Source organism: Rhizobium sp. SRI_017, from assembly GCF_057586295.1.
The window spans coordinates 16,578-42,221 of sequence record NZ_JBYCZP010000020.1 but is presented as its reverse complement, the minus strand read 5'-3'; the positions used below and the strand labels follow the sequence as shown (position 1 = coordinate 42,221).

At 61.6% G+C, this 25,644-nt stretch carries 25 protein-coding genes and 1 pseudogene; 11 read left to right on the top strand and 15 right to left on the bottom strand.

Features of this window, described 5'->3' with window-relative positions; all coding sequences use genetic code 11:
- Nucleotides 1–181 precede the first annotated feature (181 nt).
- Nucleotides 182–748, top strand: a complete 567-nt coding sequence (locus AC2YI2_RS29840) for a GNAT family N-acetyltransferase (RefSeq protein WP_487390174.1) — start codon at nucleotides 182–184, stop codon at nucleotides 746–748.
- Nucleotides 749–841: 93 nt separating this feature from the next.
- Here the strand turns inward: AC2YI2_RS29840 and AC2YI2_RS29835 are convergent, their stop codons facing one another.
- The 9 genes from AC2YI2_RS29835 to AC2YI2_RS29795 form a co-directional block, all read right to left on the bottom strand.
- A complete protein-coding gene (locus tag AC2YI2_RS29835; RefSeq protein WP_487390173.1) occupies nucleotides 842–1,210 on the bottom strand; it encodes a hypothetical protein in 369 nt (122 codons plus the stop codon).
- The gene (locus tag AC2YI2_RS29830) at nucleotides 1,207–2,112 is read right to left on the bottom strand and encodes a S1C family serine protease (protein WP_487390172.1); all 906 of its coding nucleotides are present in this window, start codon (nucleotides 2,110–2,112) and stop codon (nucleotides 1,207–1,209) included. Before AC2YI2_RS29830 ends, AC2YI2_RS29835 begins: the two co-directional genes overlap by 4 nt.
- Before the next feature lie 335 nt (nucleotides 2,113–2,447).
- On the bottom strand, nucleotides 2,448–3,503 hold the full coding sequence (locus AC2YI2_RS29825; protein WP_487390171.1) for an ABC transporter ATP-binding protein: 1,056 nt from the start codon (nucleotides 3,501–3,503) through the stop codon (nucleotides 2,448–2,450).
- A 4-nt stretch (nucleotides 3,504–3,507) separates the two neighbouring features.
- Nucleotides 3,508–4,338, bottom strand: coding sequence for a carbohydrate ABC transporter permease (locus AC2YI2_RS29820; protein ID WP_487390170.1), 831 nt, complete (start codon nucleotides 4,336–4,338; stop codon nucleotides 3,508–3,510).
- A 4-nt stretch (nucleotides 4,339–4,342) separates the two neighbouring features.
- The gene (locus AC2YI2_RS29815) at nucleotides 4,343–5,275 is read right to left on the bottom strand and encodes a carbohydrate ABC transporter permease (protein ID WP_487390169.1); all 933 of its coding nucleotides are present in this window, start codon (nucleotides 5,273–5,275) and stop codon (nucleotides 4,343–4,345) included.
- A 269-nt stretch (nucleotides 5,276–5,544) separates the two neighbouring features.
- The gene (locus AC2YI2_RS29810) at nucleotides 5,545–6,804 is read right to left on the bottom strand and encodes an ABC transporter substrate-binding protein (protein ID WP_487390168.1); all 1,260 of its coding nucleotides are present in this window, start codon (nucleotides 6,802–6,804) and stop codon (nucleotides 5,545–5,547) included.
- 34 nt (nucleotides 6,805–6,838) lie between these two features.
- Nucleotides 6,839–8,005 (bottom strand): PLP-dependent transferase, encoded by a 1,167-nt coding sequence (locus tag AC2YI2_RS29805; RefSeq protein WP_487390167.1) that lies wholly within the window; start codon nucleotides 8,003–8,005, stop codon nucleotides 6,839–6,841.
- Nucleotides 8,002–8,724 carry a FadR/GntR family transcriptional regulator gene (locus AC2YI2_RS29800; protein ID WP_487390166.1) on the bottom strand — a complete coding sequence of 241 codons (723 nt, stop codon included), beginning with the start codon at nucleotides 8,722–8,724 and terminating at the stop codon, nucleotides 8,002–8,004. The genes AC2YI2_RS29805 and AC2YI2_RS29800 overlap by 4 nt, the downstream gene beginning before the upstream one ends.
- 461 nt (nucleotides 8,725–9,185) lie before the next feature.
- On the bottom strand, nucleotides 9,186–10,319 hold the full coding sequence (locus AC2YI2_RS29795) for a DNA methyltransferase (protein WP_487390165.1): 1,134 nt from the start codon (nucleotides 10,317–10,319) through the stop codon (nucleotides 9,186–9,188).
- Nucleotides 10,320–10,541: 222 nt separating this feature from the next.
- Here AC2YI2_RS29795 and AC2YI2_RS29790 point away from each other — a divergent pair, with 222 nt between their 5' ends.
- Nucleotides 10,542–11,135 carry a hypothetical protein gene (locus AC2YI2_RS29790; protein WP_487390164.1) on the top strand — a complete coding sequence of 198 codons (594 nt, stop codon included), beginning with the start codon at nucleotides 10,542–10,544 and terminating at the stop codon, nucleotides 11,133–11,135.
- A gap of 210 nt (nucleotides 11,136–11,345) precedes the next feature.
- Complete coding sequence (locus AC2YI2_RS29785) at nucleotides 11,346–12,071, top strand: carbonic anhydrase (RefSeq protein ID WP_487390163.1); 726 nt, start codon at nucleotides 11,346–11,348, stop codon at nucleotides 12,069–12,071.
- A 40-nt stretch (nucleotides 12,072–12,111) separates the two neighbouring features.
- Here the strand turns inward: AC2YI2_RS29785 and AC2YI2_RS29780 are convergent, their stop codons facing one another.
- Complete coding sequence (locus tag AC2YI2_RS29780; protein ID WP_487390162.1) at nucleotides 12,112–12,465, bottom strand: antibiotic biosynthesis monooxygenase family protein; 354 nt, start codon at nucleotides 12,463–12,465, stop codon at nucleotides 12,112–12,114.
- Nucleotides 12,462–12,790, bottom strand: a pseudogene (locus tag AC2YI2_RS29775) (NIPSNAP family protein). The gene AC2YI2_RS29780 and the pseudogene AC2YI2_RS29775 overlap by 4 nt, the downstream one beginning before the upstream one ends.
- 125 nt (nucleotides 12,791–12,915) lie before the next feature.
- Between AC2YI2_RS29775 and AC2YI2_RS29770 the strand changes: the two are divergent.
- Complete coding sequence (locus tag AC2YI2_RS29770; protein WP_487390161.1) at nucleotides 12,916–13,614, top strand: ArsR/SmtB family transcription factor; 699 nt, start codon at nucleotides 12,916–12,918, stop codon at nucleotides 13,612–13,614.
- Between the two features lie 82 nt (nucleotides 13,615–13,696).
- Nucleotides 13,697–14,353: a glutathione S-transferase family protein gene (locus AC2YI2_RS29765; RefSeq protein ID WP_487390160.1), complete on the top strand. Its 657-nt coding sequence runs from the start codon at nucleotides 13,697–13,699 to the stop codon at nucleotides 14,351–14,353.
- On the opposite strand, the gene AC2YI2_RS29760 is transcribed toward AC2YI2_RS29765, so the two are convergent.
- Together AC2YI2_RS29760 and AC2YI2_RS29755 are read right to left on the bottom strand one after the other, a co-directional pair.
- Complete coding sequence (locus AC2YI2_RS29760) at nucleotides 14,354–15,766, bottom strand: alpha/beta hydrolase family protein (RefSeq protein WP_487390159.1); 1,413 nt, start codon at nucleotides 15,764–15,766, stop codon at nucleotides 14,354–14,356.
- Between the two features lie 275 nt (nucleotides 15,767–16,041).
- The gene (locus tag AC2YI2_RS29755) at nucleotides 16,042–16,275 is read right to left on the bottom strand and encodes a YjiS-like domain-containing protein (RefSeq protein WP_487390158.1); all 234 of its coding nucleotides are present in this window, start codon (nucleotides 16,273–16,275) and stop codon (nucleotides 16,042–16,044) included.
- 129 nt (nucleotides 16,276–16,404) lie between these two features.
- On the opposite strand from AC2YI2_RS29755, the gene gcvA reads away from it, so the two are divergent.
- Entirely contained in the window at nucleotides 16,405–17,346 is a 942-nt protein-coding gene (gene gcvA / locus AC2YI2_RS29750; RefSeq protein WP_487390157.1) for a transcriptional regulator GcvA, read from the top strand.
- Nucleotides 17,347–17,352: 6 nt separating this feature from the next.
- Here the strand turns inward: gcvA and AC2YI2_RS29745 are convergent, their stop codons facing one another.
- Nucleotides 17,353–17,712, bottom strand: a complete 360-nt coding sequence (locus tag AC2YI2_RS29745; RefSeq protein WP_487390156.1) for a DUF4406 domain-containing protein — start codon at nucleotides 17,710–17,712, stop codon at nucleotides 17,353–17,355.
- A 121-nt stretch (nucleotides 17,713–17,833) separates the two neighbouring features.
- Here AC2YI2_RS29745 and AC2YI2_RS29740 point away from each other — a divergent pair, with 121 nt between their 5' ends.
- The 3 genes from AC2YI2_RS29740 to AC2YI2_RS29730 all read left to right on the top strand — a co-directional run bounded on the left by AC2YI2_RS29740 (nucleotide 17,834) and on the right by AC2YI2_RS29730 (nucleotide 20,931).
- Nucleotides 17,834–18,589: a DeoR/GlpR family DNA-binding transcription regulator gene (locus tag AC2YI2_RS29740; protein WP_487390226.1), complete on the top strand. Its 756-nt coding sequence runs from the start codon at nucleotides 17,834–17,836 to the stop codon at nucleotides 18,587–18,589.
- Between the two features lie 93 nt (nucleotides 18,590–18,682).
- On the top strand, nucleotides 18,683–19,768 hold the full coding sequence (locus AC2YI2_RS29735) for a hypothetical protein (RefSeq protein WP_487390155.1): 1,086 nt from the start codon (nucleotides 18,683–18,685) through the stop codon (nucleotides 19,766–19,768).
- A 65-nt stretch (nucleotides 19,769–19,833) separates the two neighbouring features.
- Nucleotides 19,834–20,931: an alpha/beta hydrolase gene (locus AC2YI2_RS29730; protein WP_487390154.1), complete on the top strand. Its 1,098-nt coding sequence runs from the start codon at nucleotides 19,834–19,836 to the stop codon at nucleotides 20,929–20,931.
- Between the two features lie 8 nt (nucleotides 20,932–20,939).
- Here the strand turns inward: AC2YI2_RS29730 and AC2YI2_RS29725 are convergent, their stop codons facing one another.
- Nucleotides 20,940–21,779: an AraC family transcriptional regulator gene (locus AC2YI2_RS29725; RefSeq protein WP_487390153.1), complete on the bottom strand. Its 840-nt coding sequence runs from the start codon at nucleotides 21,777–21,779 to the stop codon at nucleotides 20,940–20,942.
- Between the two features lie 224 nt (nucleotides 21,780–22,003).
- On the opposite strand from AC2YI2_RS29725, the gene melA reads away from it, so the two are divergent.
- Complete coding sequence (gene melA, locus AC2YI2_RS29720; RefSeq protein ID WP_487390152.1) at nucleotides 22,004–23,461, top strand: alpha-galactosidase; 1,458 nt, start codon at nucleotides 22,004–22,006, stop codon at nucleotides 23,459–23,461.
- A 94-nt stretch (nucleotides 23,462–23,555) separates the two neighbouring features.
- Complete coding sequence (locus tag AC2YI2_RS29715; protein ID WP_487390151.1) at nucleotides 23,556–25,637, top strand: ABC transporter substrate-binding protein; 2,082 nt, start codon at nucleotides 23,556–23,558, stop codon at nucleotides 25,635–25,637.
- Nucleotides 25,638–25,644 lie beyond the last annotated feature (7 nt).

Sequence of the window (25,644 nt, the reverse complement as noted above, 5' to 3'; positions counted from 1 at the left end):
GAGCGTGAGAGACGGCTGCCTGTGCGGCCGGGAGGGTGTCGACCATGTCCCAATTTGCCTGCCACAGCCTGCTCTCGACCTGAAGCCTGCACCGAAGCAACGGGCATTTCGCCCGCGGAGTGACACGCCCTGCAATGAAGGAAGCCGATGCCGGCTTGCTTCACCGATATGGAGGCACGCCATGAATGCTCTCGCCTTTCCTTTAGACCGCGCCGAACGCGGTACCCTGCCGATCGGCAAGACCACCGAGACGATCGAAACACGGCGCCTCGTCCTGCGCCGGCCAGCGGAGGAGGACCTCGTGGCGATCACCGCGCTTGCCGACAATGTCCGCATCGCTGCCAAGCTGCCCGACATGCCGCATCCCTACACAATATCAGATGCCGGCCGGTTCATCCGCCGCCTGCGCGACCGAGAGAGCGGACTGACCGGCTTTGCCATCACCGAGCGCGACAGCGGGACGCTGATCGGTTGCTGCAAGCTACAGGCCGACGAGACGGATGGCGAAAACCGCCTCGGCCTCTGGATCGGCGAGTGCCACTGGAATCGGGGTTACGCGACGGAAGCGGCGCAGGCGCTGGTGGATCACGCCTTCACGCGATCACCAAGGCTGATCACCATCCGAACGAGCATCCGGACCATCAATCCCGCCGCGCGCCGGATGCTGGAGAAATGCGGCTTCCAATATGCCGGGCCGGGTGCCGAGTCGGATATTCGGATGGGCTGCCTGGTGCCGGTTGATTGCTAGCAGATCGATCGGGGCATCTGGGCGGCGATCAAGGGGTGGTCACATGCGGGCGCGGACACGGGGCGCCCATAGTCAGCGGCGCCTTAAGTCAACTCACGGGCCGCGACACACAAACGGCAGAAACGTGCTCGCCGTTCCGAAGCCCATGGCCGCTATTGTAAGTTTGTTGGCGAGAGCGAAGTCTTCGGGGGATTCGGGGCAGACATCGGCGCCATTCGAGCAGCCCGCGGCGATGAAGGCTTCGTTGCCCTTGATGAAGTGTTCGGTGACGCCATCGCGGCCAACCATGTCGAGCAATTCGTGGAAGGCCTTGTCGTAGCGGGCACATTTCTCTTCGGCCCAGTTGCGCTCCTCCGCGTGTAACCGCGCAAATCCCGTGAGAAGGAGGATGGCGCACAGACAAGTAGCCCGCCGTCGATGCGGCGGGCTGAATCGTGCCGGCGTCAGAGGCGACAACCTCACTGCATCATCGGCTTCTTGAGAAAGCTCTGGCGATCAGCGGTCTTGACGCGCAGCCAGGCATCGCGGCCGTCGCGCAACACGCGCATCGGGATCTCTGCCCCGGCCGGGCCGGATTTCCAGACCTTGCGGTAGAAATCGGCCAGGCCCTCGACGTCGCCGTCGCGGATCTCGGCGATCACGTCGCCCTGCTTGAGGCCGGCCTCGGCGGCGGGGCTTCCGGGGGTGACGTTCATCACCACGACGCCGTTGCTGCTTTCGGCGGAGAAGGCGCCGAGCCAGGGCCGCGGCGGCTTGTTGACCTGGCCGCGGGTGACGAGGTCGTCGAGGATCGGCGTCAGCAGGTCGATCGGCACGATCATGTTGATGTCGGCGACTTCATTGCCCTTGCTCATCTGCAGGCGCAGCGAGCCGATGCCGAGCAGGCGGCCATCCTTGCCGACCAAGGCGGCGCCACCCCAGGAGGGATGCGCCGGTGCCGTGAAGATCGCCTCTTCGAGCAGATATTCCCAATAGCCGGCGAATTCCTGCTTGGCGACGATGTGGCACTTGCCGTATTCGCCGGCGCCGTCGATAACGGCGACTTCTTCACCGAGTTCCGCGGCTGTCGAAGAACCGATGTCGAGGGCCGGAAGCTCGAGCGGCGCGAGCGCCTGGATGAGGCCGAAGCCGGTCTCCTGGTCATAGGCCAGCGCATGACCGGCAATGACCTTGCCGTCATAACGGGTCAGCCAGACTTCGTCCGCCTCGGTGATCAGATAGCCGATGGTGACAACGAGGCCCTTCGGAGAGATCACAATGCCGGAACCCTCCCGCAGGGTGCCGAGGGCGTTGGCGGTGAAGGCGTCCTCGGGGACGGAAGCACGAACGGCCACGATGGACCGCCTGATGGTGGAAATGTCCATGGTCTTCTCCTGGCAGATACGCCGCACATGAGTCGAGGGCCGACAGACCGGGCCACAAGGCAGCGCATTACCTCAAGGAATTGTGTTTTCACTAAGGTAGGGCGGACAAGTGTGCAGTGCAAGAGGATTGCGTGGTCGACCGCAGATACCGGTAGACCCAAAGAAAAAACCCTGTCGCGGGAAGATGCGACAGGGTTTATGAATTTTGACGCGAGGCTGGGAGGAGAATGCCTAGCGTCACCATGATCGCCCAAGGGAGGAGAGAGCAAATCAGTATCTGTATATTAGCGCGAAACCGACGGCTTACCATCCCAAGAAATTGCGATTCAGCAAACTCACGACACCCTCTGGCCGTCTACGCCGAAAAGATGCAACCGTTCCACGGGGAATTCGATGCGGATGTCTCGGCCTGCATCCATCACCGCGCGGTCCTGGGTGAAGATCTTCACCGGCAGATCGTTCAGCATCGTATGGACGATGATGCCGAAGCCGGTCGGCTCGATCAGGTCGACTGAGGCCGCCATGCCACCCTCCCCTGTTATCGCGACATGTTCGGGCCGAATGCCAAGGGTGATGGCGCTGCCACTTGCAATGTCGGCGCGATTGCCGATCGGCACCGCGATGCCATTGGCGAAGCGAATGTGTCCGCTATCATAGCTGCCTTCGATCAGGTTCATGGCAGGCGAGCCCATGAAGCCGGCAACGAACAGATTGGCGGGGCGATCGTAGAGGTCAAGAGGAGAGCCCACTTGCTGGATGACCCCGCCATGCATGGCGACGATCCGGTCCGCAAGCGTCATCGCCTCGATCTGGTCGTGGGTGACGTAGATCGATGTCGCCTTGAGGTCGCCATGCAGCTTCTTGATTTCGGCGCGCATCTGTTCGCGCAGACGCGCGTCAAGGTTGGAGAGCGGCTCGTCGAAGAGGAATGCCTTGGGCTGGCGGACGATGGCGCGGCCCATGGCGACGCGCTGACGCTGGCCGCCGGAGAGCGCCTTGGGCCGGCGTTCGAGCAGCGGCTCGAGGCCGAGCTTGGCGGCGGCGCCCGCGATGGCCTTGGCGATGGTCTCCTTCGTCGCCTTACGGAGCCTCAGGCTGTAGCTCATGTTGCCCGCGACGTTCATGTGCGGATAGAGCGCATAGGACTGGAACACCATGGCGATGTCGCGGTCCTTCGGCGGCAGGTCGTTGACCCGGCGGCCGGCGATGGAGATATCACCCGCGCTCACCTCTTCGAGCCCGGCGATCATCCTGAGCAGCGTGGACTTGCCGCAACCGGATGGCCCGACGAGAACGATGAACTCGCCGTCCTCTATCTCCAGATCGACATTGTGGAGCACGGGGACGGGACCGAAGGATTTGCGGACGCCGTGGATCGAGATGGAACCCATGTGACTAACCTTTCACAGCGCCGGCCGTGAGGCCTTGGACGAGATAACGCTGGATGAGCAGGAAGAAGAGGCCGGCCGGGATGAGCGCGAGCACGCCGGCCGCCATCATCTGCCCGAAATCGACCGAGAATTTAGAGACGAAGGTGAGCAGCCCCACCGGGAAGGTCGCCGCGGCATTGTTGTTGATCAGCATCAGCGCGAAGAGCAGTTCCGACCAGGCCGCGGTGAAGACGAAGCCGAGCGTCGCGGCGATGCCCGGCAGCGTCAGCGGCAGGATGATCTGGCGGAAGGCGACGAACTGGGTGGCGCCGTCGATCATCGCGGCCTCCTCGAGATCTTTCGGGATGCCGTCGAAGAAGGACTGCATGAGGAAAGTCGCGAAGGGCACGTTGAAGGCGGAATAGACGATGACGAGGCCGGTGAGCGAGTTGGTCAGGCCGAGCGGCGAAAGCATCTTGAAGATCGGCGCGACCAGCATGACCAGCGGAAACATCTGAGTCAGCAGCATCAGCGCCACGATCGCGTATTTCGCCCGGAAGGAGAAGCGCGACAGGGCATAGCCTGACAGCGAGGCGCAGATGGTGACCACGATTGCCGTCGAGCCGGCAACGATCAGGCTGTTCATGAAGAAGGTCGGGAAGGCGCTGTGGCGCAACACAAAGGCATAGTGCTCCCAGGTCGTCTGGGACGGCCACATGCGCACGCCCTCGGAATAGAGCAGCTTGTTCGGCGTCACCGACACCTTGAGCAGCCAGTAGAGCGGAAAGAGCGCGAATACGACATAGGCCAGGAGAGCCAGGCGATGCGCGACGGTACCGATGAGTTTGGTTCGCATGCGCTCAATCCTTCATCAACGTCTGGCGGAGCAGGATGATCAGCATCGAATAGGCGAGCAGCAGCACCAGCAGCACCAGAGCGATCGCCGAGGCATAGCCGAAATCGAGCGCCTTGAAGGCCTGGGTGAAGATATAGCTCGCGACGATCTGCGTCCGGTCGGCCGGGCCGCCGCCGGTCATGACGACGATCAGGTCGGCGAAATTGGAGATCCACACCGTTCGCAGCAGGATGGTGATGGCGATGGTCGGCGCGAGGAACGGCAGCGTGATCGAGCGGAAGCGCTGGAACCAGCCTGCGCCGTCGATCGAGGCGGCCTCGTAGAGGTCGCGCGGGATCGCCTGCAGGGCGGCGAGCAGCGTGATCGCGAAGAAGGGAATGCCCCACCAGACATTGGCGATGATCGGACCCCACATCGCATAGTGCGGATGCGACAGAAGATTGCCGGGCTCGCTCATCAGGCCGAGAGCGTGGAACCAGTGCGGCAGCGGGCCGATGACCGGGTTGAACAGCCAGGCCCAGTTGAGGCCGGCAAGGAAGCTCGGCACCGCCCAGGGCAGGAAGACCAGCGCCTGGACGACGCCCCTGCCCCGGAACGGCTTGTCGAGCAGCAGCGCCAGGATCAGCCCGAAGACGAATTGCAGGACGACCGAGGCGCCGGTCCACAGCAGCGTATTTTTGAGCGCGCCATAGAAGGCTTGGTCTTTTGCCAGCGTGCGGAAATGATCGAGACCGACGAAGCCGCCCGAGAACGGCTTGAGCAAAACGACATCGCGGAACGCATAGGAGATGCCAATCGCCAAGGGCACGAGCATGACGGCGGCAATCAGGATCAGCGACGGCGCGCTGTAGAGCCACGGCGTCGAGGCATCGGCCAGGCGTTGCAGCCAGGGCTTGGTGTCATGACGCCCGTCGAGCGTCTGGGCAGAACTGATCATCGGTTCTCGGTCGTTCCCTGTTGGGTGGTGCGTCGGGCTTTAACCCCTCACCAACTTCGGCCAAGCGATCGGCTACGCCTCTCGCGGCCTGCGTGTCCTCTCCCGCAAGGGGAGAGGTAAAGTGCCACAAGCTCGGTCTTGCTTGCGGCATTGACAGCGCCACGCGTTTACCTCTCCCCTTGTGGGAGAGGATAGCAAGCCCGCATGAGCCGAAGGCGAATGCATGGGCGCGCTTGGTGAGGGGTAACAACCAAGCGCGCCGTTGCGGACTACTTCTTGGCCAGGTGCTTCTGCTGCGCCTTGGTCAGATAGTCAGCCCATTGATCGGCGAGTTCCTTCGGCGAGATTTCGCCGAGGAGCGCCTGCTGCGAGGTCTTGATCGCGATAGAATCCTTGAAGTAGGCGAATTCCTCGAGATAGGTCGGCATCACTGTCGGAACCGTGTTCGGATCGGCCAGTTCCTCGAACCAGCCCTTGAACTGGTCACCCGCATAGAAGGGATCGTTCTCGGCCGACTTCAAAGCCGGCAGCGCGCCGACGCGCTTGTTCCATTCGATATTGCCTTCCGGCCCTTCGAGCGTCGCGATCAGTTTCCAGGACAAGTCCTTGTTCTGGCTGGTGGAGAACATCGACCAACCGGCATAGCCGATGGTCGGGTAGGACTTGCCATCCGGGCCCTTGGGCAGCGGCATGACGCCGAAATCGTCCTTGTTCATGCGCTCGGCGATGGCGATCAGCGCGTCCGGGTCCTGGTCGAGGAAGGCGCAGGTACCGGAATAGAAGCCGGCGACGATCTCATTGAAGCCCCAGTTGATGCTGTCCTTCGGCGCATAGCCCTTCTTGTAGAGATCGACCATCCACTCAAAGCCCTTGACCCAGCCTTCGCTGTTCATGGTCGAGGTGCCGTCTTCCTTGAAATAGGTGTTGTCGCCGGCCATTGAGGCGGCGAAGATCATCCAGCCGTTGAGGCCGCCCGGACCGCCGCGCATGCAGTAGCCGTACTTGCCCGGGAGCTTGGAGATTGCCGCGGAAGCGGCAGTGAATTCCTCGAGCGTCTTCGGCGGCTCCTTCACGCCGGCCTCGGCGAGGAGCTTCTTGTTGTAGAACATGGCGCGCAGATAGAAGCCGTAGGGCAGCATGTAAGCGGTCTTGTTGATGTCGCGACCGAGGTCCAGCGCGCGCGGAGTCAGGTCGCCGGTATGCTCCCACTTTTCGAGATAGGGCTCAAGGCTCTCGAGCATGCCGTTGTTGGCATAGAGCGACAGCCAGGTGTCGGGCATTTCCATCACGTCGGGCGTATCGCCGGCCGAGACCATGGTGGCGAATTTCTGGAAGGCTTCGTTCCAGGGCAGCGAGATGATCTCGACCTTGGTGCCGGGATTGGCCGCCTCGAACTTGCCGACGATGGATTTCAGCGTCTCGGTGCGCTCGGGGCTGGTGATGACTTCGACCAACTTCAGCGTGGTATCGGCCAGCGCCGTGCCGGCCATCAGAGCCGTCATCATGGCCGCAACTATCAGCTTCTTCATTTTCGTTTCTCCCAGTTTAGTATCAGTTGATGATTCATCGCGCGGCCGCCAATGCCGCTTCGATGTCGCCCCACAAAGCCTCGGTTCCCTCGAGGCCGACATGGAGCCGTACGGACCGCGGATGCATGCCAAATGCGCGCGCGGAATTGGGTTCTGCCTTCTGCTGCAGCACGACCTCGCCCGGGACGATCAGGCTTTCGTGCCCGCCCCAGCTGACGCCCAGCTTGAAGAGGTTGAGATTGTCGGCGAAGCCCCGGATGTCGACGCCGTCGCGGAAGATAAAGGAGAACAGGCCGGACGTGCCGTTGAGGCCCGGCGGCAGGCGATTGGCGAGGCCCGGATGGCAGACTTGTTCGACCACATCGAGCTTGGAGAGGCGCTTGGCGATCTCCATCGCCGAAGCCTCATGCGCCTTCATGCGGATGGGCAGCGTCCTCAGACCCCGCACCAGCAGCCAGGCGTCGAAGGGCGAGAGCTTGCCGCCGAGATAGGGATAGGTCTCGCCGCGCAGCCGGTCGATCATTGCCTTGGAGCCGGCGACCACGCCCGCGACGACATCGCTGTGGCCGCCGAGATATTTCGAGGCCGAATGCAATACGAGATCGACGCCGAGCTTGAGCGGCTGCTGGAAGATGGGCGTGGCCCAGCTGTTGTCGATGACGCTGACGATGCCTTGCGCCCTTGCAAGCGTCGCGAGCGCGCCGACATCGTGGGTTTCCATCACCCAGCTGGTCGGGCTCTCCATATAGAACAGCTTGGCGCCGGGCAACGCCTTGGCGACGGCCTCCTCGTCGCGGCCATCGACATAGGTCACTTCGATGTTCATGCGCTTGAGGAAGGTGCCGAACAAGCGGTAGGCATCGGGGTAAACATTGCGGACAGCGACAATCCTGTCCCCCGGCTCGACGAAGGTCATGACTGTCGACGAAATCGCCGACATGCCGCTTGCGAAGCCGAGAGCGTCTTCGGCGCCTTCCAGCTTTGCCAGCATTTCCTCGAAGGCACGGACGGTCGGGTTGAGGCCGCGGGTATAGATCGGCCGGACGATCTCGCCGCGATAGGCCGCGATCATCTCGTCGTAGCTCGAGAAAGTGAAAAGCGAGGTCTGTACGATCGGCGGCACCACCGCATCGAAGGCATTGCTTTCGTCATGGGCGACGATGAGGGACGCGAGATCGTGCTGTGCGAACTCGTCATTCATTTCGACATTTCCTTGATATCCTCCTCGACGATGTCGAGAATCTTGAGCGTCTCGCGGCGGGCGGCTTCGGTGTCCTGAGCCGCGATGGCATTGAACAGCGTGCGGTGAAACGGGAAGGATCGGCGGGCGAAGTCTTCCCGGTTGAATGGATGGGTCCAGAAGCGCTCGAAGGCGCCGCGCATCTGCTCAAGAAGTTGCTTGAACAGCGGATTGTGCGTGGCGTCATAGATGGCGAGATGGAAGGCGAGGTCTTCCGGACCGGATGTGCCAACCGCGAGGTGAACCCGCTCCATCGCATCGAGCTTCTCCTCGATGATGATGAGGTCCTCGGCGGTCCGTCGCCGTGCCGCGACCATGCCGGCCTCGACCTCGATGCCGCGGCGAACCTCCAGCGTCTGCAGCAGCACGTCACGCAGATGGGTCGCGTCGAGCGACAGCGGCATGTGGATCGTTGCCATGGAGATGGGCTTGAGCAGATAGGTGCCGCTGCCCTTGCGGGTTTCCATGACGCCGAGCGCCTGGAAATGGCTGATCACCTCGCGGATCGTAGAGCGGCCGACGGCCAGCGCCGCCATCAATTCCCGCTCGGCAGGGAGCCGGTCGCCGGCTTTGAGGTCTGCGGATTTGATGTAACTGGACAGCGCCTCGATGACCTGTTGCGAGCGGTCGATGGGCGGCAGGCGCAGGAGTTGCGCGGTCGATGATGTATCGGCAGACATCGCATCCCTCCTCGTTTGGCGGCTAAAATTGGTCTGACATCTTAGCAATATCATGGGATGGGGAGGTGTCAAGGATGGTAGCTGTGGATAGAAGCAATAGGTTTAGAGGATGGAATTGACCCCTCACCAAGCGCGCCCAAGCATTCGCCTCCGGCTCATGCGGGCTTGCTATCCTCTCCCGCAAGGGGAGAGGTACGGCCACGCGCTCGGCCTTCGCTTGGGATAGATGTGGGGCCGCGAGTCTACCTCTCCCCTTGCGGAAGCGGATACGCAGGCCGCGAGAGGCAAAGCCGATCGCTTGGCCGAAGTTGGTGAGGGGTTGAGCGTCTCGGGCGGAGGGCCCAAAAACATATCAGCCCAGGAAGCTCGCGCTTCCTGGGCCATTTTCCTCTCCGGGACTGAAGGACTAAACCGGAGAGGGTGAGAAGAAGAAGGGTGGAGAAAGCGAGCGTGATTGGAGGTCAGCCGCCCGCTTCCTCCATCCCCTTGCGGATGACGCTTCTGAGCGTGTCGATGGGGAGCAGGGAACTCCCGTCGTCATAGTGCCAGAAGGTCCAGCCGTTGCATGCATCGAGGCCCTGGACGAGAGCGCCGACCTTGTGGATCGAGCCGGCGGAACCGCCGGAAGCCAGTGTGCCGTCGGCGCGCACGATTGCCTGATGGCGGCGGCGGGCGTCTGACAGAATGGTGCCGGGCTTGATCAGTCCGCCCTCGACCAGCGTGTTGAAGGCGACCCGCGGCTCAGCCTTCTTGCCGGTCATGACGGAGAGTTCGGCGCCCGAAAGCGGTTCGACGGCTTCGATGCGAGCAGTGGCCGCATCGATGTAATCCTGCTCGCGCTCGATGCCGACGAAGTTGCGGCCGAGACGCTTGGCGACAGCGCCGGTGGTGCCGGAGCCGAAGAACGGGTCGAGCACGACATCGCCGGGCTTGGACGAGGCCATCAACAGACGGGCGATCAGCGCTTCCGGCTTCTGCGTCGGGTGCACCTTCTTGCCGTCGGCGCCCTTGAGACGTTCGCCGCCGGAGCAGATCGGGAACAGCCAATCCGAGCGCATCTGAACATCGTCATTGGCGGCCTTCATCGCATCGTAATTGAAGGTATAGCCCTTGGCGTTGGGATCGCGGCTCGCCCAGATCATCGTCTCGTGAGCGTTCTGGAAGCGGCGGCCCTTGAAGTTGGGCATCGGGTTGGTTTTGCGCCACACCACATCGTTGAGGATCCAGAAGTTGAGATCCTGCAGCGCCGTGCCGACGCGAAAGATGTTGTGATAGGAGCCGATGACCCAGATCGTGCCATTCGGCTTCAGCACGCGGCGGCAGGCGAGCAGCCAGGCCCGGGTGAAGGCGTCATAGGCTTCAAAGCTGGCGAATTGGTCCCAATCGTCGTCGCAGGCATCCACCACGCTCTGGTCGGGGCGATGCAGCGCACCACCCAGTTGGAGATTATAGGGCGGGTCGGCGAAGATGACGTCGACGGACTTGTCCGGCAGCGCTTCGAGTGCCGCGACGCAATCGCCCTTGATGATGGTGTTGAGCCAGGAAGCGCCCGAAGAGACGTCGGGTGACAGAGCGCGCGAAGAAAGAGCGGCCATTTGATACTCACTGATACGCAATACGCTTTTTACTGACTGTTATGGTTACCGATCCTGGTTACCAAAGGCTGAATGGCCGTGCCGGATCGGGAAAATATTTTTTTAAGGGGAAGGCAGATTGCAGATGCTCGCTCTCAGAGCACAGAATATCGAAGCTGCGCCGCACGTCGTATCGGCACCCGACGGCAGGTTTGCCGTCACACCAGACTCAGGAGACTCGGCTTGACCAGCGGGGACTTTTCATCGGCTGAGGCGATGCCGGCAGAGCAGGCGCGTCCGGCATGGCAGACGGCACTCATCACGCTCGCAGTGCTTTTCACGCTTTCGGAGGCGCTCTACCTCGTCCTCGGTGCCATGGCGACGACATGCCTTGCCGAAGGGGCGGCCTGCGGCCCGTTGGCCAAGACGATCAGCAACGCGCTGTTCGTGAATGCGACCGGCGAAAGTGGCGCGCCGGTGCTCGACAGTGTTTTCTCTGTTGGCCTGCCGGGCTTCAACAATCTCTTCTACATCTTCCTCGCCGGGATCGGCATCGACTATCTCGCCCCGCTTCTTGAGACAGCCGCGGCCTCCGTGGTCATCGGCTTCGTCGTCCTGTGGGGCTATTTCGCGATGACCGCGAAGCGGGGGATTGCGATGAAGCTCCTGCTGGCCATCGCCTTCGCAATCGGCTGGTGCGTGCTCTACAACAACACCGAGGCCTCGGTCTACAAGACCGAATTCGTCGGACTCGTCTCGTCGCGCTATCTCGAAATCCCGATCGGTGCGATCAGCATCTTCATTGCCTCATTCTTCGTCCGGCGGCGGAGCGGCTGACCTGATACCAGCGAGCTTGGGCCGACGAGACGCCGCAACTTTGGTTTTGCCCTGTTGGCGACGCCATGCGTCAAAATGCGACTTGATGACTGTCATATCCAGGCATAGTCAAATCCGCTATTCTCTGATTTCCGGAGAATTGCCGGACATGGCGGTGCGCAGGCGCGTTTCCTCCGTAGCCATGCTGGATATTGCAAAAGGACCAAGACCATGTGCTTTGAATGCAGTTCCGCCCAACTCAACCGCCGTTCGCTGCTCAAATTTGCCGGTATCGGCGGCGTCGCCGCCATGACGGTCGGCTTCGGGCTGCCAGCGCTCGCCTCCGACGCCGCCCCCGCCCTCTCGCCCGATGAAGCGCTTGCCAAACTTCAGGAAGGCAACAAGAAGTTCGTGGCCGATGCCGAAGCCTGCGCCGCCAATATTTCCAAGCGGCGCCAGGATGTCGCCAAAGGCCAGGCGCCCTGGGCCATCGTGCTCACCTGTTCCGATAGCCGCGTCGTTCCTGAGCTGGTCTTCGGCGGCGTGACCCTCGGCGAACTCTTCGTGGCCCGCAATGCCGGCAATGTCGTCGATACTGACGTGCTGGGCACGATCGAATACGGAACCGAGCACCTGCATGCGCCGCTGATCGTGGTGATGGGTCACAAGCGCTGCGGCGCTGTCTCCGCCGCCTGCGAGGTTGTGGCCAAGGGCACCAAGCTCGAGGGCTCGATCGGCAAGATGATCCAGCCGATCCTGCCCGTGGCCTTGGCGGAGACCGATCGCGGCGAGAATTTCGTCGACAAGACCGTACATGCCAATGCCTTCAACGGCGCCGAGCGCATCCTCGCTGAAAGCGCGATCGTCTCTCACCTGGTCGAGGAAGGCAAAGTGAAGATCGTGCCCGCCTACTATGATCTCGACACCGGGGTGGTCGACTTCCTGCATAAGGTCTGACCGTTCGGCCATCCGGCACAGGTCTCGATACGGTCCCCGCCTATGCCGCCGACCCATGATGCTCGCGGCTGTCCGCGGGCGCTTCGTCGCGTTCGCGGTGCCCGTAGTCGCGGATAACGCTTGCCACCCGCAGGCGATAGTCGGCGAAGACGCCTCCCCTACCCGCGGCTTGCGCGGCGCGGTGCGGCTCCAGATTGCGCCATGCCAGCACCGCCGCCTCGTCGCGCCAGAAGGACAGCGACAGCATTTTTGCCGGATCCGTCAGGCTCTGGAAGCGCTCGACGGAAATGAAGCCGTCGATGGTTTCGAGCAGCGGCTTCAGATCGCCCGCAACGTCGAGATAGGCTTCCCGGCTGCCCTCTGCGGGTATGACTTCGAAAATGACTGATATCATCGACCGGTCCTCTCTGCATGCGGCAGCGACACGTTCTTCAGGAAAATGCGGTCTTCCCGCAAGAGAAAACGCTGCCGCTTGGCGAATTCGTAGTTCTCCTGTCCCAACGGATCTGCAGCGAGCCGCGCTCGATAGGCTTCGTAGGCGGCAAGGCTCTCGATGTTGTAGAGCCCATAGGCCGTGGTCTTCGAGCCCTCATGCGGCCCGAATAGCCGATCAGGTCTGCGCCGCAACGCGGGATGACCTGGCCCCAGTTGCGGGCATAGGTGGCGAAATCGTTCTCCTTGAACGGGTCGATCTCATAGCGGATGAAACAGGTGATCATGTCGGGGCTCCTCTCGTTAGCGGGACCACTGTCGCATCCTGGCGCGCCGCCATGCTTCGATCGAAATCGAAGCATGGCGGCGCGGAATCGCGCTATCACCACCACCGGACAGAGGAGTTCTCGACATGCGGGAAGGACCCGACATTTCCCAGATCGGGGCGCTGATCGGCGACCCCGCACGCGCCAATATCCTTGTGGCGCTAATGGATGGTCGGGCGCTGACCGCCACCGAGCTCGCCGAGATCGCCGGCGTCACCGCGCAGACGGCAAGCACCCACCTCGCCAAGCTCGAGGCCGGCGGACTGATCCGGCCGCAGAAGCAGGGCCGGCACAAATACTTCTCGCTCGCCGGGCCGAAGGTCGGGCAACTCATCGAGTCGCTCTCCATCTTCGCCGCCGATCGCGGTCACCTGCGCCATCGGCCCGGACCGAAGGATGCAGCGATGCGCAAGGCCCGTATCTGCTACGACCATCTCGCCGGCGACCTCGGGGTCCGGATGTTCGATAGCCTGGTCGGACGGAATTATGTTGCCTTCGATAGTGGCACGATCGGGCTCGCCGAGAGCGGTGAGCGCTTCGTCGAGGATGTCGGGATAGATCTGGCAAAACTCCGCGCCTCCCGCCGCCCGCTCTGCCGCTGCTGCCTGGACTGGAGCGAGCGGCGCGATCACCTCGCAGGCTCTCTCGGTGCCGCGTTCTTCGACACGATGCTGGCGAAAGGCTGGGCGCGCCGCGATGCCGGCAGCCGCGTTGTGCACTTCACGCCGCCGGGCGAGACTGCGTTTCTCAAGCTCTTTCCGCTCGCGGAACATCAGAATCGCTGATGTCTGACCGCCGGCATTTTTGATTGGACGTCTTGTGAAAACTTGACCACCCTTCACCGCAACAAGGGAAGGGAGTTCCGGCATGCTGATGATCTATGGCGTTTATCAGTCACGCGCCTCGCGCAATTACTGGATGGCGCGGGAACTCGGGATCGAATTCGAAAGCGTACCGGTGATTCAGGCACGCGCGCTGGATGATCCGCTTGCGGCAGATGCGCGACTCAACACGCTTTCGCCGGCATTTCGCCAGGTCAACCCGAACGGCCTGATCCCGACGATCGAGGATGACGGCCTCGTGCTGTGGGAATCGATCGCCATCAATCTCTATCTCGCCCGCAAGCACCGCGGTCCCCTCGCCCCGCAAAGCCTGGCGGAAGAGGGGCTGATCGAGATGTGGTCCTTCTGGGCGGTCAACGAGATCGAACAGAACTCCGTGAAGATCGTCCGCGTCTATGACGCCGGCCAGCAGGATGCGCCCGGCGGCAAGGAAGAAATAGCCGTCGCATCGCGCCTGCTCAAGCGGCCGTTCGACATCCTCAACACGCATCTTTCGACGCAGGACTATCTGGTCGGCAACCGCTTCACCGTCGCCGACCTCAACGCAGCCGAGATCTGCCGCTATGCGATGACCGAAAAGGTGTTGACTGACGCCAACCCCAAGGTTGTCGCCTGGTATGAGCGTTGCCACGATCGCCCGGCGTTCCAGGACATGTGGAAGATGCGAGCGCTGGAGGGCTGATCAGAGCAGCAAATCCGCCGAAAAATCGCCCAGCGCGCCGTCGAACTTGATCTCGAATTCGCGGGCCCTGTCACCGTCGCGGTTGATGATCAGCAGCGTGTCGCCGTTCTCGTTCTCATAGATTGTCACTCCGCCGGGCTTGAGGTCGTTCACGAAACCCTGCTCCAACGCGCTCAGTCCGTCACTGGCATCGTAGACCGCATATTCCACGAAATGCAGCGACTGGATGCCTTTCTTGTCCTTGTTGCCGTCGAAACGATCAAGGACCAGCACGTCCTCTCCCGGTGTGAAATCGTCGATGACGACCGAGGCCGGTGCAGTCCCGGAGTTGGTGATCGTGCGGATGATGAAGCGGTCCGCGCCAGCGCCGCCCTCGCCGCGTTCCAGATGCGTCTCGAAGACCAGCCGGTCGTTGCCACCATCGCCGAACATGGAATCGCGGGCGTCGCCGCCATCGAGCAGGTCGTTGCCGCCACCGCCGTGCAGTTCGTCCCGGCCCGACTTGGCGTGGATCTGGTCATTGCCGCCATTGCCATAGATGCGTTCGCGGTCGCCGCCGCCGACCCCGTTGTCAGCGCCGTTGATCCTGTCCTTCCCGCTTTCGCCGACGATGGTCAGGATCTTGTCGCGCGAATGGCGGAGTTCGCTGGCTTTCACCACTTCCTTGGTCTGGTCGAAGATCAGCAGACTGTCGGGATTGAGGGCATCTACCAGCAGTTCACCGCCTTCGACGGTGAGGCCGTCGAGCGAGGCCATGGCGCGGTTGAAGCCGCCGACATGGTGGGCGAAAAGGCTGTCATCGAGATTGTCGATCAGGCCGCGCTTGTTGAGGTAGATAAAGATATTCTGCGTCGCGAGATCCTTCGCCCCCTGATTCCAGCTGCCGGGAATGATGCCGTAGACCTCGTCATTCTGAACGCCGAGATTGAACAGGTCGCGTTGCCCGTTGTTGGCGAGATAGGGGCTGGAAATACCGAAGAACGACGAATCCTTGAAGGCATCATCCCACTGGTTGTCGGCTTTCTCCGCGACGATGTTGGTGACGGCACCACCGAGGCTGATGCCGGTAAAGGTCGTATGCAGGTCGTTCTCGTCCTGATACTTCGCGACCTTCTCCATCAGCTTGTCGAACTGCCGCGAATAGGATTTGACCGCAGAGATCTTGTCGTAGTCCTTGATGTCGCTCCACTTGTCGGAGCCGCGGAAGGCAACGATCAGTTCGTCATCCTTCTCCAGCACGATCGCCTTGCCGCGGCCGTTCGGGCTGGTGAATGTGTCGCCGAACTGGTCGATGCCGAGGTCGGACATCTTGAGCTGGGTCCAACCGTCAGGCCCACCCTTTCCGAAAGCCGCGTTGGCGGCTTGCAGGATGGTTGCAAACTCTTCGTAACTACGATTTCCGAACAGACCCACGGCACAGCCCCACACATTGACCGCTCAAGAATGCGAGGCGGTCCAACAAGTTCCACACGAACGTATATATCCAGCACGAAACGCCCTGGAAGCTCTTGCTTTGATTAAGTCGGGTGGGAGGTTGGCGAAAGTGGGGCCGAAATCGTTATTCGTCGCACCCCGAGTGAACCCGCGCCGCGACAGGTGGCTTCGGGCAGACAGCTCAAAGTCACAAACGACAAACCGGACCAGCATCACCGGTCCGGCTTGTCTGCGAAGACGCCTTGTGGGTCGTATCACGGCCACTCGCGCTGCAGCAGTGCGAGCTGTGCTGCCGCCTCCTGCGGCAGGGGCCGGACGCTGCGCGGATCGACGCCGATATCGCGCAGCTGGTGATCGGACAGCCGGCTGAGCTCGGCCGGCAGCTGATGGGCATCCTTCGCCTCGAAGGCATGCGACAGCCGCCAGAAGAACAGCGCCAGCCGGTTTGTGAGCGAGCTGGAAGTCTGGTGGGAGAGGTCAGCGAACATGTGATTCTCGATTTCTGTTTTTCAAGGCAATCTTGAAGTTGTTGGATTGAACAGACTATGCGCCATTGACGATAAAAGGGGAAATGAGTAGTTCTGACTTTATCTTCAAATTTTTCTTGAAAGAAGACGATGCGCTCGCTGCCCGGAACTCGCGCCCTGAGAACGCTGGTGTCGGCCGGCCGCCACCTCAATTTCACCCGCGCCGCCGACGAGCTCGGCCTGACGCCCGCCGCGGTGAGCTACCAGATCAAGGAGATCGAGGATCAGCTCGGCGTGAAGCTCTTCGTGCGCTCGAGCCGCGCCATTCACCTGACATCGGAAGGCGAGGTTCTGTTCGAGGCGGCCGGTGATGCGCTCGACATCGTCAATCGTGCGACCGCGCGCATCCGGCGCATGTCGCGCAGCACGACGACCCAACTCAAGGTGACCCTCGACCCTCATTTCGCCACCAAATGGCTGATGCGCCGCGTCGAGAATTTCCGCAAGTTGCAGCCGGGCATCGAACTGCGTTTCGAAGTGTCCTATGAACTGAGGGAATTCGACGTCGACGATATCGATGTCGCGATCCGCTATGGCAGCGGCAAATATTCCGGACTTTCGGCCAACAGGCTGTTCGACAATGTCATCGTGCCGGTCTGCAGCCCGCGCCTGCTCAAATCCGGCCGGGCGCTCAACGAGCCGCGCGACCTCATGCACCACACGCTGGCGCATATCGAATGGTCGCGCCAGGGCGTCACCTGGCCGAACTGGCAGATGTGGATGGCTGCCGCCGGGATTCACGACTTCGACGACAGCCGGACCGTCGTCTTCGGCACGTCGTCGGACGCGGTAGAGGCGGCACTGGCCGGCGAGGCCGTGGCGCTCGCCGACTTTGCCATGATCGCCAACGACCTGTCGGAGGGCCGGCTGGTGCGGCCCTTCGAGCTCAGCATCAAGGCGCCGTCCGAATTCGCCTATTTCCTGGTCTACCCGACCGGCACCGCCGCCGATCCGCGCATCGTCGCCTTCCGCGAATGGCTGCTTGCCGAAGCCGCGGCGGAATCGACGCCGGCAGCGGAAGCCGCCGCCTGACTGCAGCTAGGCCGCGATACCAGGCACATCCTTGAGATCGTACCAGACCGGGATGCCCCGCTCATGGGCGATCTTCACATCATTGTCGGCACCCTTGGACGCACCGGGCAGGCGCAGCACGCCGTCGCATAGCGCGAGCAGCCGGTGTGCGACCGGATGAAAGACCTCGTCATAGAGCGCGCCGCCGATCTCGCCGCCGCCGGCGGCGTGGAAAACCGGCAGCGCCACCCATTCGCCGATCATCGGTGTATGTCCCGCCTTGAACAAGGCATAGGACGGCCCTTCCAGAACTTTCAGATTGGCGGCCATTTTGGCCGGATCATCACCGGTGCCGGAGCGATAAGGGCCAGCTATGAGTATCAGCATTTTCATCTCCTGAGTCTGCACGAATTTGCACGAGTATCATCACGAATTATCTTGATATTGAGCGATAGTTCGGATAATTTCGTGACAATTCGTGCAATTTCATGCAGGAGTCAAGTTGAAAATGCTGACATCGGAGCGCAAGTCCCTGATCATCGATCGCTTGAGACGCGAAGGACGGCTGGTCGCCAAGAGCTTTGCAGAGGAACTGGAACTGTCGGAGGACACAATCCGGCGCGACCTGCGGGAGATGGCATCCGAGGGCCTGCTCGCCCGCGTTCATGGCGGCGCCCTGCCGATCCAGCCGACCCTGCCCGATTTCGCAGCGCGCAAGGACGTGGCGTCCTCCGAGAAGAAGCGGCTCGGCCAACTCGCGGCAACGCTGGTTCGGGCCGGCGAAACCGTGTTTCTCGATGGCGGCACCACCAATGCCGAAATCGCACGCGCCCTGCCCCGTGACTTCGCCTTCACCGTCGTCACCCACAGCCCGACAATCGCCGCCGAACTCGAGCATCATCCAACGGCGGAGATCATCCTGATCGGCGGGCGGATCTACAAGCATTCCATGGTGGCGGTCGGTTCGATCGCAAGCGCAGCCATCGCCACGATGCGGCCGGACCTGTTCTTTCTCGGTGCGACTGCGGTTCATTCCCGCCATGGCTTCACCACCGGCGATTTCGAGGAAGCGGCGATCAAGCGCCAGATCGCATCGCAATCGGCGCGCACCTATGTCGCGCTGACATCGGAGAAGCTCGAACGCGCCTCACCCGTCACCATCATGCCGATCGAGGCCGCCACCGGCATCATCGTCTCCGGTCGCGCAGTCGCCGAACAGCTCGAGGCAATCGGCAGCGCCGGTGTCCATGTGCTCATCGGATAGGCCGGCTGAAATTGGCGTGGACTTTTTCTCTGCAAGCGAATAGAACAACGTTCATGAACGTTGTTCACGCATCAACACTTGCGGAGTACCACCATGCAGCTGGCCGATGCCGATCTAAGGGCAATCCGAGATGCCGGATTGATCGACGACACGAAGCTCGCCGAGATCACGAATTTCCTTGAACAGCGATATCCTGCCGCGACGCGCCAAACCGCGCCGCGTTTCGATCTCACCCATGTGCTCTGGTATGCCGGCGCGCTGATCGTCATGGGCGCGATGGGCCTCTTCACCAACGAGGCCTTCAACCGCATGGGCGGCTGGGCGCTCGCCGCCTGCGGCAGCGCCTATCTCGTCGCCTTTCTCGCAGCCGGCCACATGCTGTGGAGAAATGTGACGCTCCGCATTCCGGCCGGCCTGCTGATCGCCGTCGCGGTCTCCATGGTGCCGCTGATCATCTATGGCGTGCAGGACGGCCTCGGCATCTGGAAGTCGCCCCAGGGCGATCCCGGACAATACAAGGACTTCTATTCCTATGTGAATGCCAGCTGGATCTATATGGAGATTGGCGCAATCATAGCCGCCGTCCTTGCCGTCTGGCGCTACCCCTTCCCCTTCATTCTCATGGTCGCCGCCGTGGCACTCTGGTTCATGTCGATGGATCTCGCGCTCTGGATCACTTATGAGCCCGGCAACTATTACGACTTCAACACCCGCCGCCTCGTCTCGATGTATTTCGGTCTCGGCATGATCGTCGTCGCCTGGGCGATCGACATCCTGCGCAAGCGCGGGCCGGATTTCGCCTTCTGGCTTCACATTTTCGGCGTGATGGCCTTCTGGTTCGGCATGACACTGTCGGACAGCAGCACCGAGCTGATGAAGCTCGTCTACTGCCTGATCAACATTGCCATGATCGGACTCAGCCTGTTCCTCAATCGCCGGATCTATTCCGTGTTCGGCGCGATCGGAGTGGCCACCTATCTCGGCTACCTTGCCAGCGAGGTGTTCAAGGATGTCATCCTGTTTTCCTTCGCGCTGTCGGCGATCGGCCTAGCGGTGATCGGTCTGGGCCTGCTGCTCCATCGCAACCGGGCACGCATGCTTGAATCAATGGACACGCTCGTGCCACAGTCCTTGGTATGGCTGCGGCCGGAACACGCGAGAACTGCCACGCAGCGCTAAGGCTCTGTTAACGGTCGATGGGTGTTGCTAAGAGGACGCCCATCGACCATGCCGGTGAACGCATTTTGAAATCGACAGCAGCAGCCATCCTGATTGCCCTATCAGTAGCACTCACCGGCTGCGGCTCGCGTCCGGGGCCGGAAGTGCTGGCGACCGTGATGACGGTGCCCAACAATGCCGACCAGGTGAAGGTCTACGCCGTCACCACCCGCAACCGGGTGAGCGCTGACAGCAATATCTTTGATGCGGGCAAGGCCACGGCGGCAAACTACGCTGAATTCACCGTCTCCATTCCGCCCAACCACAAGCCGGCGCAGATTGAGTGGCCCAAGGGCAGGAAGGTGAACCCGGCCAAGGATTTCGCGGTCACCGGCCAGGCGGTCCTGTCCGAGCAATCCTTCCGCGACGCCGTCCCGCCCTCTCAGAAGGTCGGCATCTTCGTCCATGGCTACAACTACAATTTCCAGGAATCGCTGTTCCGGCTCGCGCAGATCTCGCATGATGCCAAGCTCGACCGCACGCCGATCCTGTTCTCCTGGCCCTCACAGGCGGCTGTCGCCGGCTATGTCGCCGACAAGGAAGCGGCCACCTATTCGCGCGACTATCTCGCAGCGCTGTTGATAGAGGCGGCCAAGGGCCGTGGCGAAGGCGATATCGCGGTGTTCGGCCATTCCATGGGCGGCTGGCTCGTGGTGGAAACGTTGAGGCAACTCAAGCTCCAGGGCCGCGACGATGTGCTGTCCAAGCTCAGCGTCATCCTCGCCGCTCCCGATATCGATGAGGACGTCTTCCGGACCCAGATGGCCGTCGTCGGCAAGATGAAGCAGCCGATGACGATCCTCGTCTCAAGCGACGACCGGGCGCTCGCCGTCTCGAAACTCATCAGCGCGAGCAACAACCGCGTCGGCACGCTCGATGTCAACGACAAGAGGGTTCAGGAGGCGGCCATCGCCAATGGCGTAACGCTGGTCGACATTTCCCAGGTCCAACCGACGGATTCCGCCCATCACAGCCGCTTCGTCGATCTCATCGGCCTTTATCCCTCGCTCAGCGCCAGCAATGATCGCAATGATCTGCGCAAGGCCGGCGCCTTTGTCTTCGATGCCGCCGGGGCGACGATTTCGAGCCCGTTCCGCATCGTCTCGGGCGCGCTGGCGAAATAGGCTATCGATTACCGGTTCGTCGCATACATGCCCGTCGTGCGGAAATCCGTCGGGCTGATGCCGTAGGTTCGACGAAAGACCTTGGCGAAATAGTTGTTGTCGGGAATGCCCGTCAGTGCAGCGATTTCCTTGACCGGCACGTCACGATTGGCGAGCAGCAGTTTTGCCGCGCGCTTCATCCGTTCCTGCAGCACATATTGCGCCGGCGCCAGCCCCGTCATCTCGGCGAAGCTGCGAGAAAAATGTGCCCGGCTCAGCCCCGCGACCTTGGCCAGAACGTCGACGTCGAGCTCACGATTGAGGTTGGCAGCGACATATTGGACCGCGCGCGCCAGCGAATTCTCCGACGCCGGAAAAATCTCGGCGGGGCCGAACGTATCGTCGAACAGCGCCATCGCCGCCTCGTAGGCGATCGCCGATGCGGCGCCCGGCATCTCCCCCTGCCCCTGGATCAGCCTGAGGCAACAGGTCGCCAGGCGGTCGATCGTGCTGGTGTTGAGCCGGATGACAGGTCCGCGCGCATTCAGGATCATCTCATGGATTCTCAATGCTTCGCGGCCATGCATCGAGATCCAGAAAAACTCCCAGCTCTCACCGGGCTCGACCCAGTAGCGATGATTGTGCGGGACGATGACCAGCATTGCCTCGCCCGGCCGCACTTTCATCACCCGGTTCTCATAGCGCAAAGTTCCCACGCCACTGATCGTGTGCTGCAGTACCGTAAAGGGCGTCTGGCCGCGCGCCCGTCCGTCCCAGACATAGCTCGAGCTGGTCTGGAGGTCGTAGCCGGTGCTGGTCGGCATGGAATGCAGCGGATGTCGCGCACGCGGCAGCGAAACCGACTTCATGGCATGCCCGTTTTCAATCAATTCTTGCAGCACAAAATTACCATCAATAGCACAATCGTTCCCTTTCAATCTCACGGATTGTCGGCATATTCAACATCGCTGAGGGAGAGAGGATTGCCGCACAGTTGCGATGGCCGGCGCCCGCATATCCCCCGAACCAGATTTGTTGCAGTCCGCAAGGCAGGTTTCCGCTGCATTTGCGCAGATTTTTGGATGGAACGATCATGACCTTCAAGATTGCGATCATTGGTGCCGGCAGCGTCGGCTTCACGCGCAAGCTCTTCACGGACATCCTCTCGGTGCCGGAATTCCAGGATGTGGAGTTCGCCCTGACAGATGTTTCTGAGCACAATCTCTCCCTCATTGAGAAATTGCTCACCAAAATCAAAGACGCAAATGGACTGAAAGTTCGCATTTCAGCCACCACTGAGCGGAAGAAGGCGCTCGAAGGCGCCCGCTACATCCTGTCCTGCGTCCGCGTCGGCGGGCTCGAAGCCTATGCTGATGATATCCGCATTCCGCTTTCCTACGGCATCGACCAATGCGTGGGCGATACGATCTGCGCCGGTGGCATCATGTATGGCCAGCGCAACATTCCCGTCATTCTCGACTTCTGCCGCGACATCAACGAGGTCGCTGAGAGCGGCGCGAAGTTCCTCAACTATGCCAACCCGATGGCGATGAACACCTGGGCGGCGATCGAATATGGCAAGGTCGACACGATCGGCCTCTGCCACGGTGTCCAGCATGGTGGCGAACAAATCTCAGAAATCCTCGGCGCCGGGCCGGGCGAACTCGACTTCATCTGCTCGGGCATCAACCACCAGACCTGGTATGTCGACCTCCGCCTGCGCGGCCGCAAGATCGGCAAGGACGAACTGATCGCGGCCTTCGAGGCCCATCCGGTCTTCTCCCAGCAGGAGAAGGTGCGCATCGATGTACTCAAGCGCTTCGGCTTCTATTCGACCGAGAGCAACGGCCATCTCTCCGAATATCTCCCCTGGTACCGCAAGCGGCCGGACGAGATAACCAAGTGGATCGACATGTCCGACTGGATCCATGGCGAGACGGGCGGCTACCTGCGCTACACGACCGAGAACCGCAACTGGTTCGAAACCGAATTCCCCTCGGTGCTGAAGGAGGCTGAAAAGCCCTTCAGCCAGTACGGCCGCTCCAACGAACATGCGAGCCATATCCTTGAGGCGCTTGAGACAGGGCGCGTCTATCGCGGCCATTTCAACGTCAAGAACAACGGCATCATCACCAACCTGCCGTCCGATGCGATCATTGAATCGCCCGGCTTCGTCGACCGCTTCGGTCTCAACATGACGGCTGGCATCACACTGCCCGAGGCCTGCGCGGCAACCTGCATTTCCTCGATCAACGTCCAGCGCATGAGCGTCCATGCCGCCGTCAATGGCGATGTCGACCTGCTCAAGCTCGCCATGCTGCACGACCCGCTGGTCGGGGCGATCTCAACGCCGGAGGAGATCTGGCAGATGGTCGACGAGATGCTCGTCGCCCAGGCGGCGTGGTTGCCGCAATATGCCGACGCGATCCCGGCCGCGAAGGAAAGACTGAAGACGCCGAAGATCAAGACGAAGGAATGGTCGGGTTCAGCCCGGCGGGCAGTGCGTTCGGTGGAGGAACTGAAGGCCGAAAAGCTCGCGCGCGCCGGCTGAGGCGCGCATCCGAAGATGGGAGATTCGTGGGCTGTTGGCCTGCGGACTGAGGAGGAGCCGGCCGTAGTGCCGGCGATCACAAGAGGGAGAAGAGATGAAAATGACGATCACAACGAAAACCGGTCTCGGCCTGATGCTTGGCATCTCGGCCCTTGCCCTGGGTGCGAATGGCGCCTTCGCCGAGCCGCCGCCTGAGCCCGCAACCTTCAAGGCGCAGCTCAAGGTCAATTATGTGCTGGGCAGCGACATTCTCGAATTCAAGGCGCTGCCGGAGTATCACGAGCCCGACTGGGTCACCGAGAAATTCGTCAAGGCCGGCAAGCTGCCGGCGGTGAAGGATCGCCTGCCCAAGGAGCCGATGGTCTATAAAGCGGCCAACATGGTCGACGGCATCGGTATTTATGGCGACGTCATGCGGCATGTCATCGGCGGCCGGCCGGAAGGCTGGAACTATTATGCCGGCCAGACGCAGGGCTGGGGCGGCATCGATATCGGTCTCTCCGAATGCCTCACGCGCACCGGTCCGCTCTTCGAAGTCAAGCCCGAGGCTCTCGAGCCGCTGCCGAATCTCGCCAAGAGCTGGGATTGGTCCGAGGACGGCCACAAGCTGACCATGCACCTGATCGAAGGCGCCAAGTGGTCCGACGGCGTGCCTTTCACCAGCGAAGACGTGATGTTCTATTGGGACGACAATGTCGTCGACCCCAATGTCAGCCCGCTCAACGGCGCGACGCCCGAGACATTCGGCGCCGGCACCACGCTTACGAAGATCGACGACCACACGGTCGAATGGACCTTCAAGGAAGCGTTCCCCAAGCAATATATCTATGCCATGGCCTACGGCACGTTCTGCCCCGGCCCGGCGCATATCCTCAAGCCGCAGCACCCGAAATATTCAAAGAACACCTACGAGCAGTACAAGAACGCCTTCCCGCCGGAATATCTCAATTTCCCGACGATGGGCGCCTGGGGCGTTGTGGAATACCGGCCGGACGATATCATCGTGCTGCGCCGCAATCCTTACTACTGGAAGGTTGACGAGAAGGGTAACCAGCTGCCCTACCTCAACGAGATGCACTACAAGCTCTCGACCTGGTCGGATCGCGACGTGCAGGCCGTGGCCGGCTCGGGCGACTTCTCCAACCTCGAACAGCCGGAAAACTTCGTCGAATCCTTGAAGCGCGCGGCCGATCCTGCCGCACCGGCGCGACTGGCCTTCGGCGCACGCCTCATCGGCTACAATCTCTACATGAACCTCTCGGCCAATGGCTGGGGCGATCCGGATGAACGCGCTCAGGCGGTCCGCGACCTGAACCGCGACCTGCATTTCCGCAAGGCTGTCACGATGGCGGTCGACCGGGTGAAGCTGGGCCAGGCTCTCGTCAAGGGTCCGTTCACAGCGATCTATCCAGGCGGCCTCTCGTCGGGCAACAACTTCTATGACCGCGCCTCGACCGTCTACTATCCCTTCAACCTCGACGAGGCGAAGAAGGAACTGGAAGCGGCCGGTCTCACGGACACCGACGGCAATGGTGTGGTGAACTTCCCCGCCGACAAGGGCGGCAAGGATGTCGAGATCACGCTTCTCATCAACGGCGACTACGGCACCGACAAGAATCTCGGTGAAGGCGTGATCGGCCAGATGGAAAAGCTGGGTCTGCGCGTGATCCTCAACACGCAGGACGGCACCAAGCGCGACAATGCCCAGTATGCGGGCAAGTTCGACTGGGTGATCCGGCGTCATGACTCCGAAATCACGTCGACCGTCCAGAACACCGCCGCTCTGGCTGCCGTTGGTCCGCAGACCAGCTGGCTGCACCGCGCCGGCAAGGATGGCAAGCTCGACCTGCTGCCCTTCGAGCAGGAGATGGTGGACCTGGTCAACAAGTTCATCAAGTCTGGCGATGCGGCTGAGCGTTCGGAGATCATGAAGCAGTACCAGAAGGTCGCGACCGAGAACGTCAATGGTGTCGGCCTGACCGAGTATCCGGGTGCGCTGATCATCAACAAGCGCTTCGCAAACATTCCCTCGGGTGCTCCGATCTTCATGTTCAACTGGGCTGAAGACAACATCATCCGCGAACGGGTCTTCGTGCCGTCAGACAAGCAGTCCGATTTCGAACTGCACAAGGAAACGCTGGTGGCACAGCCCGGTGACAAGGGTCCGCTGCAGTAGCCGTTTC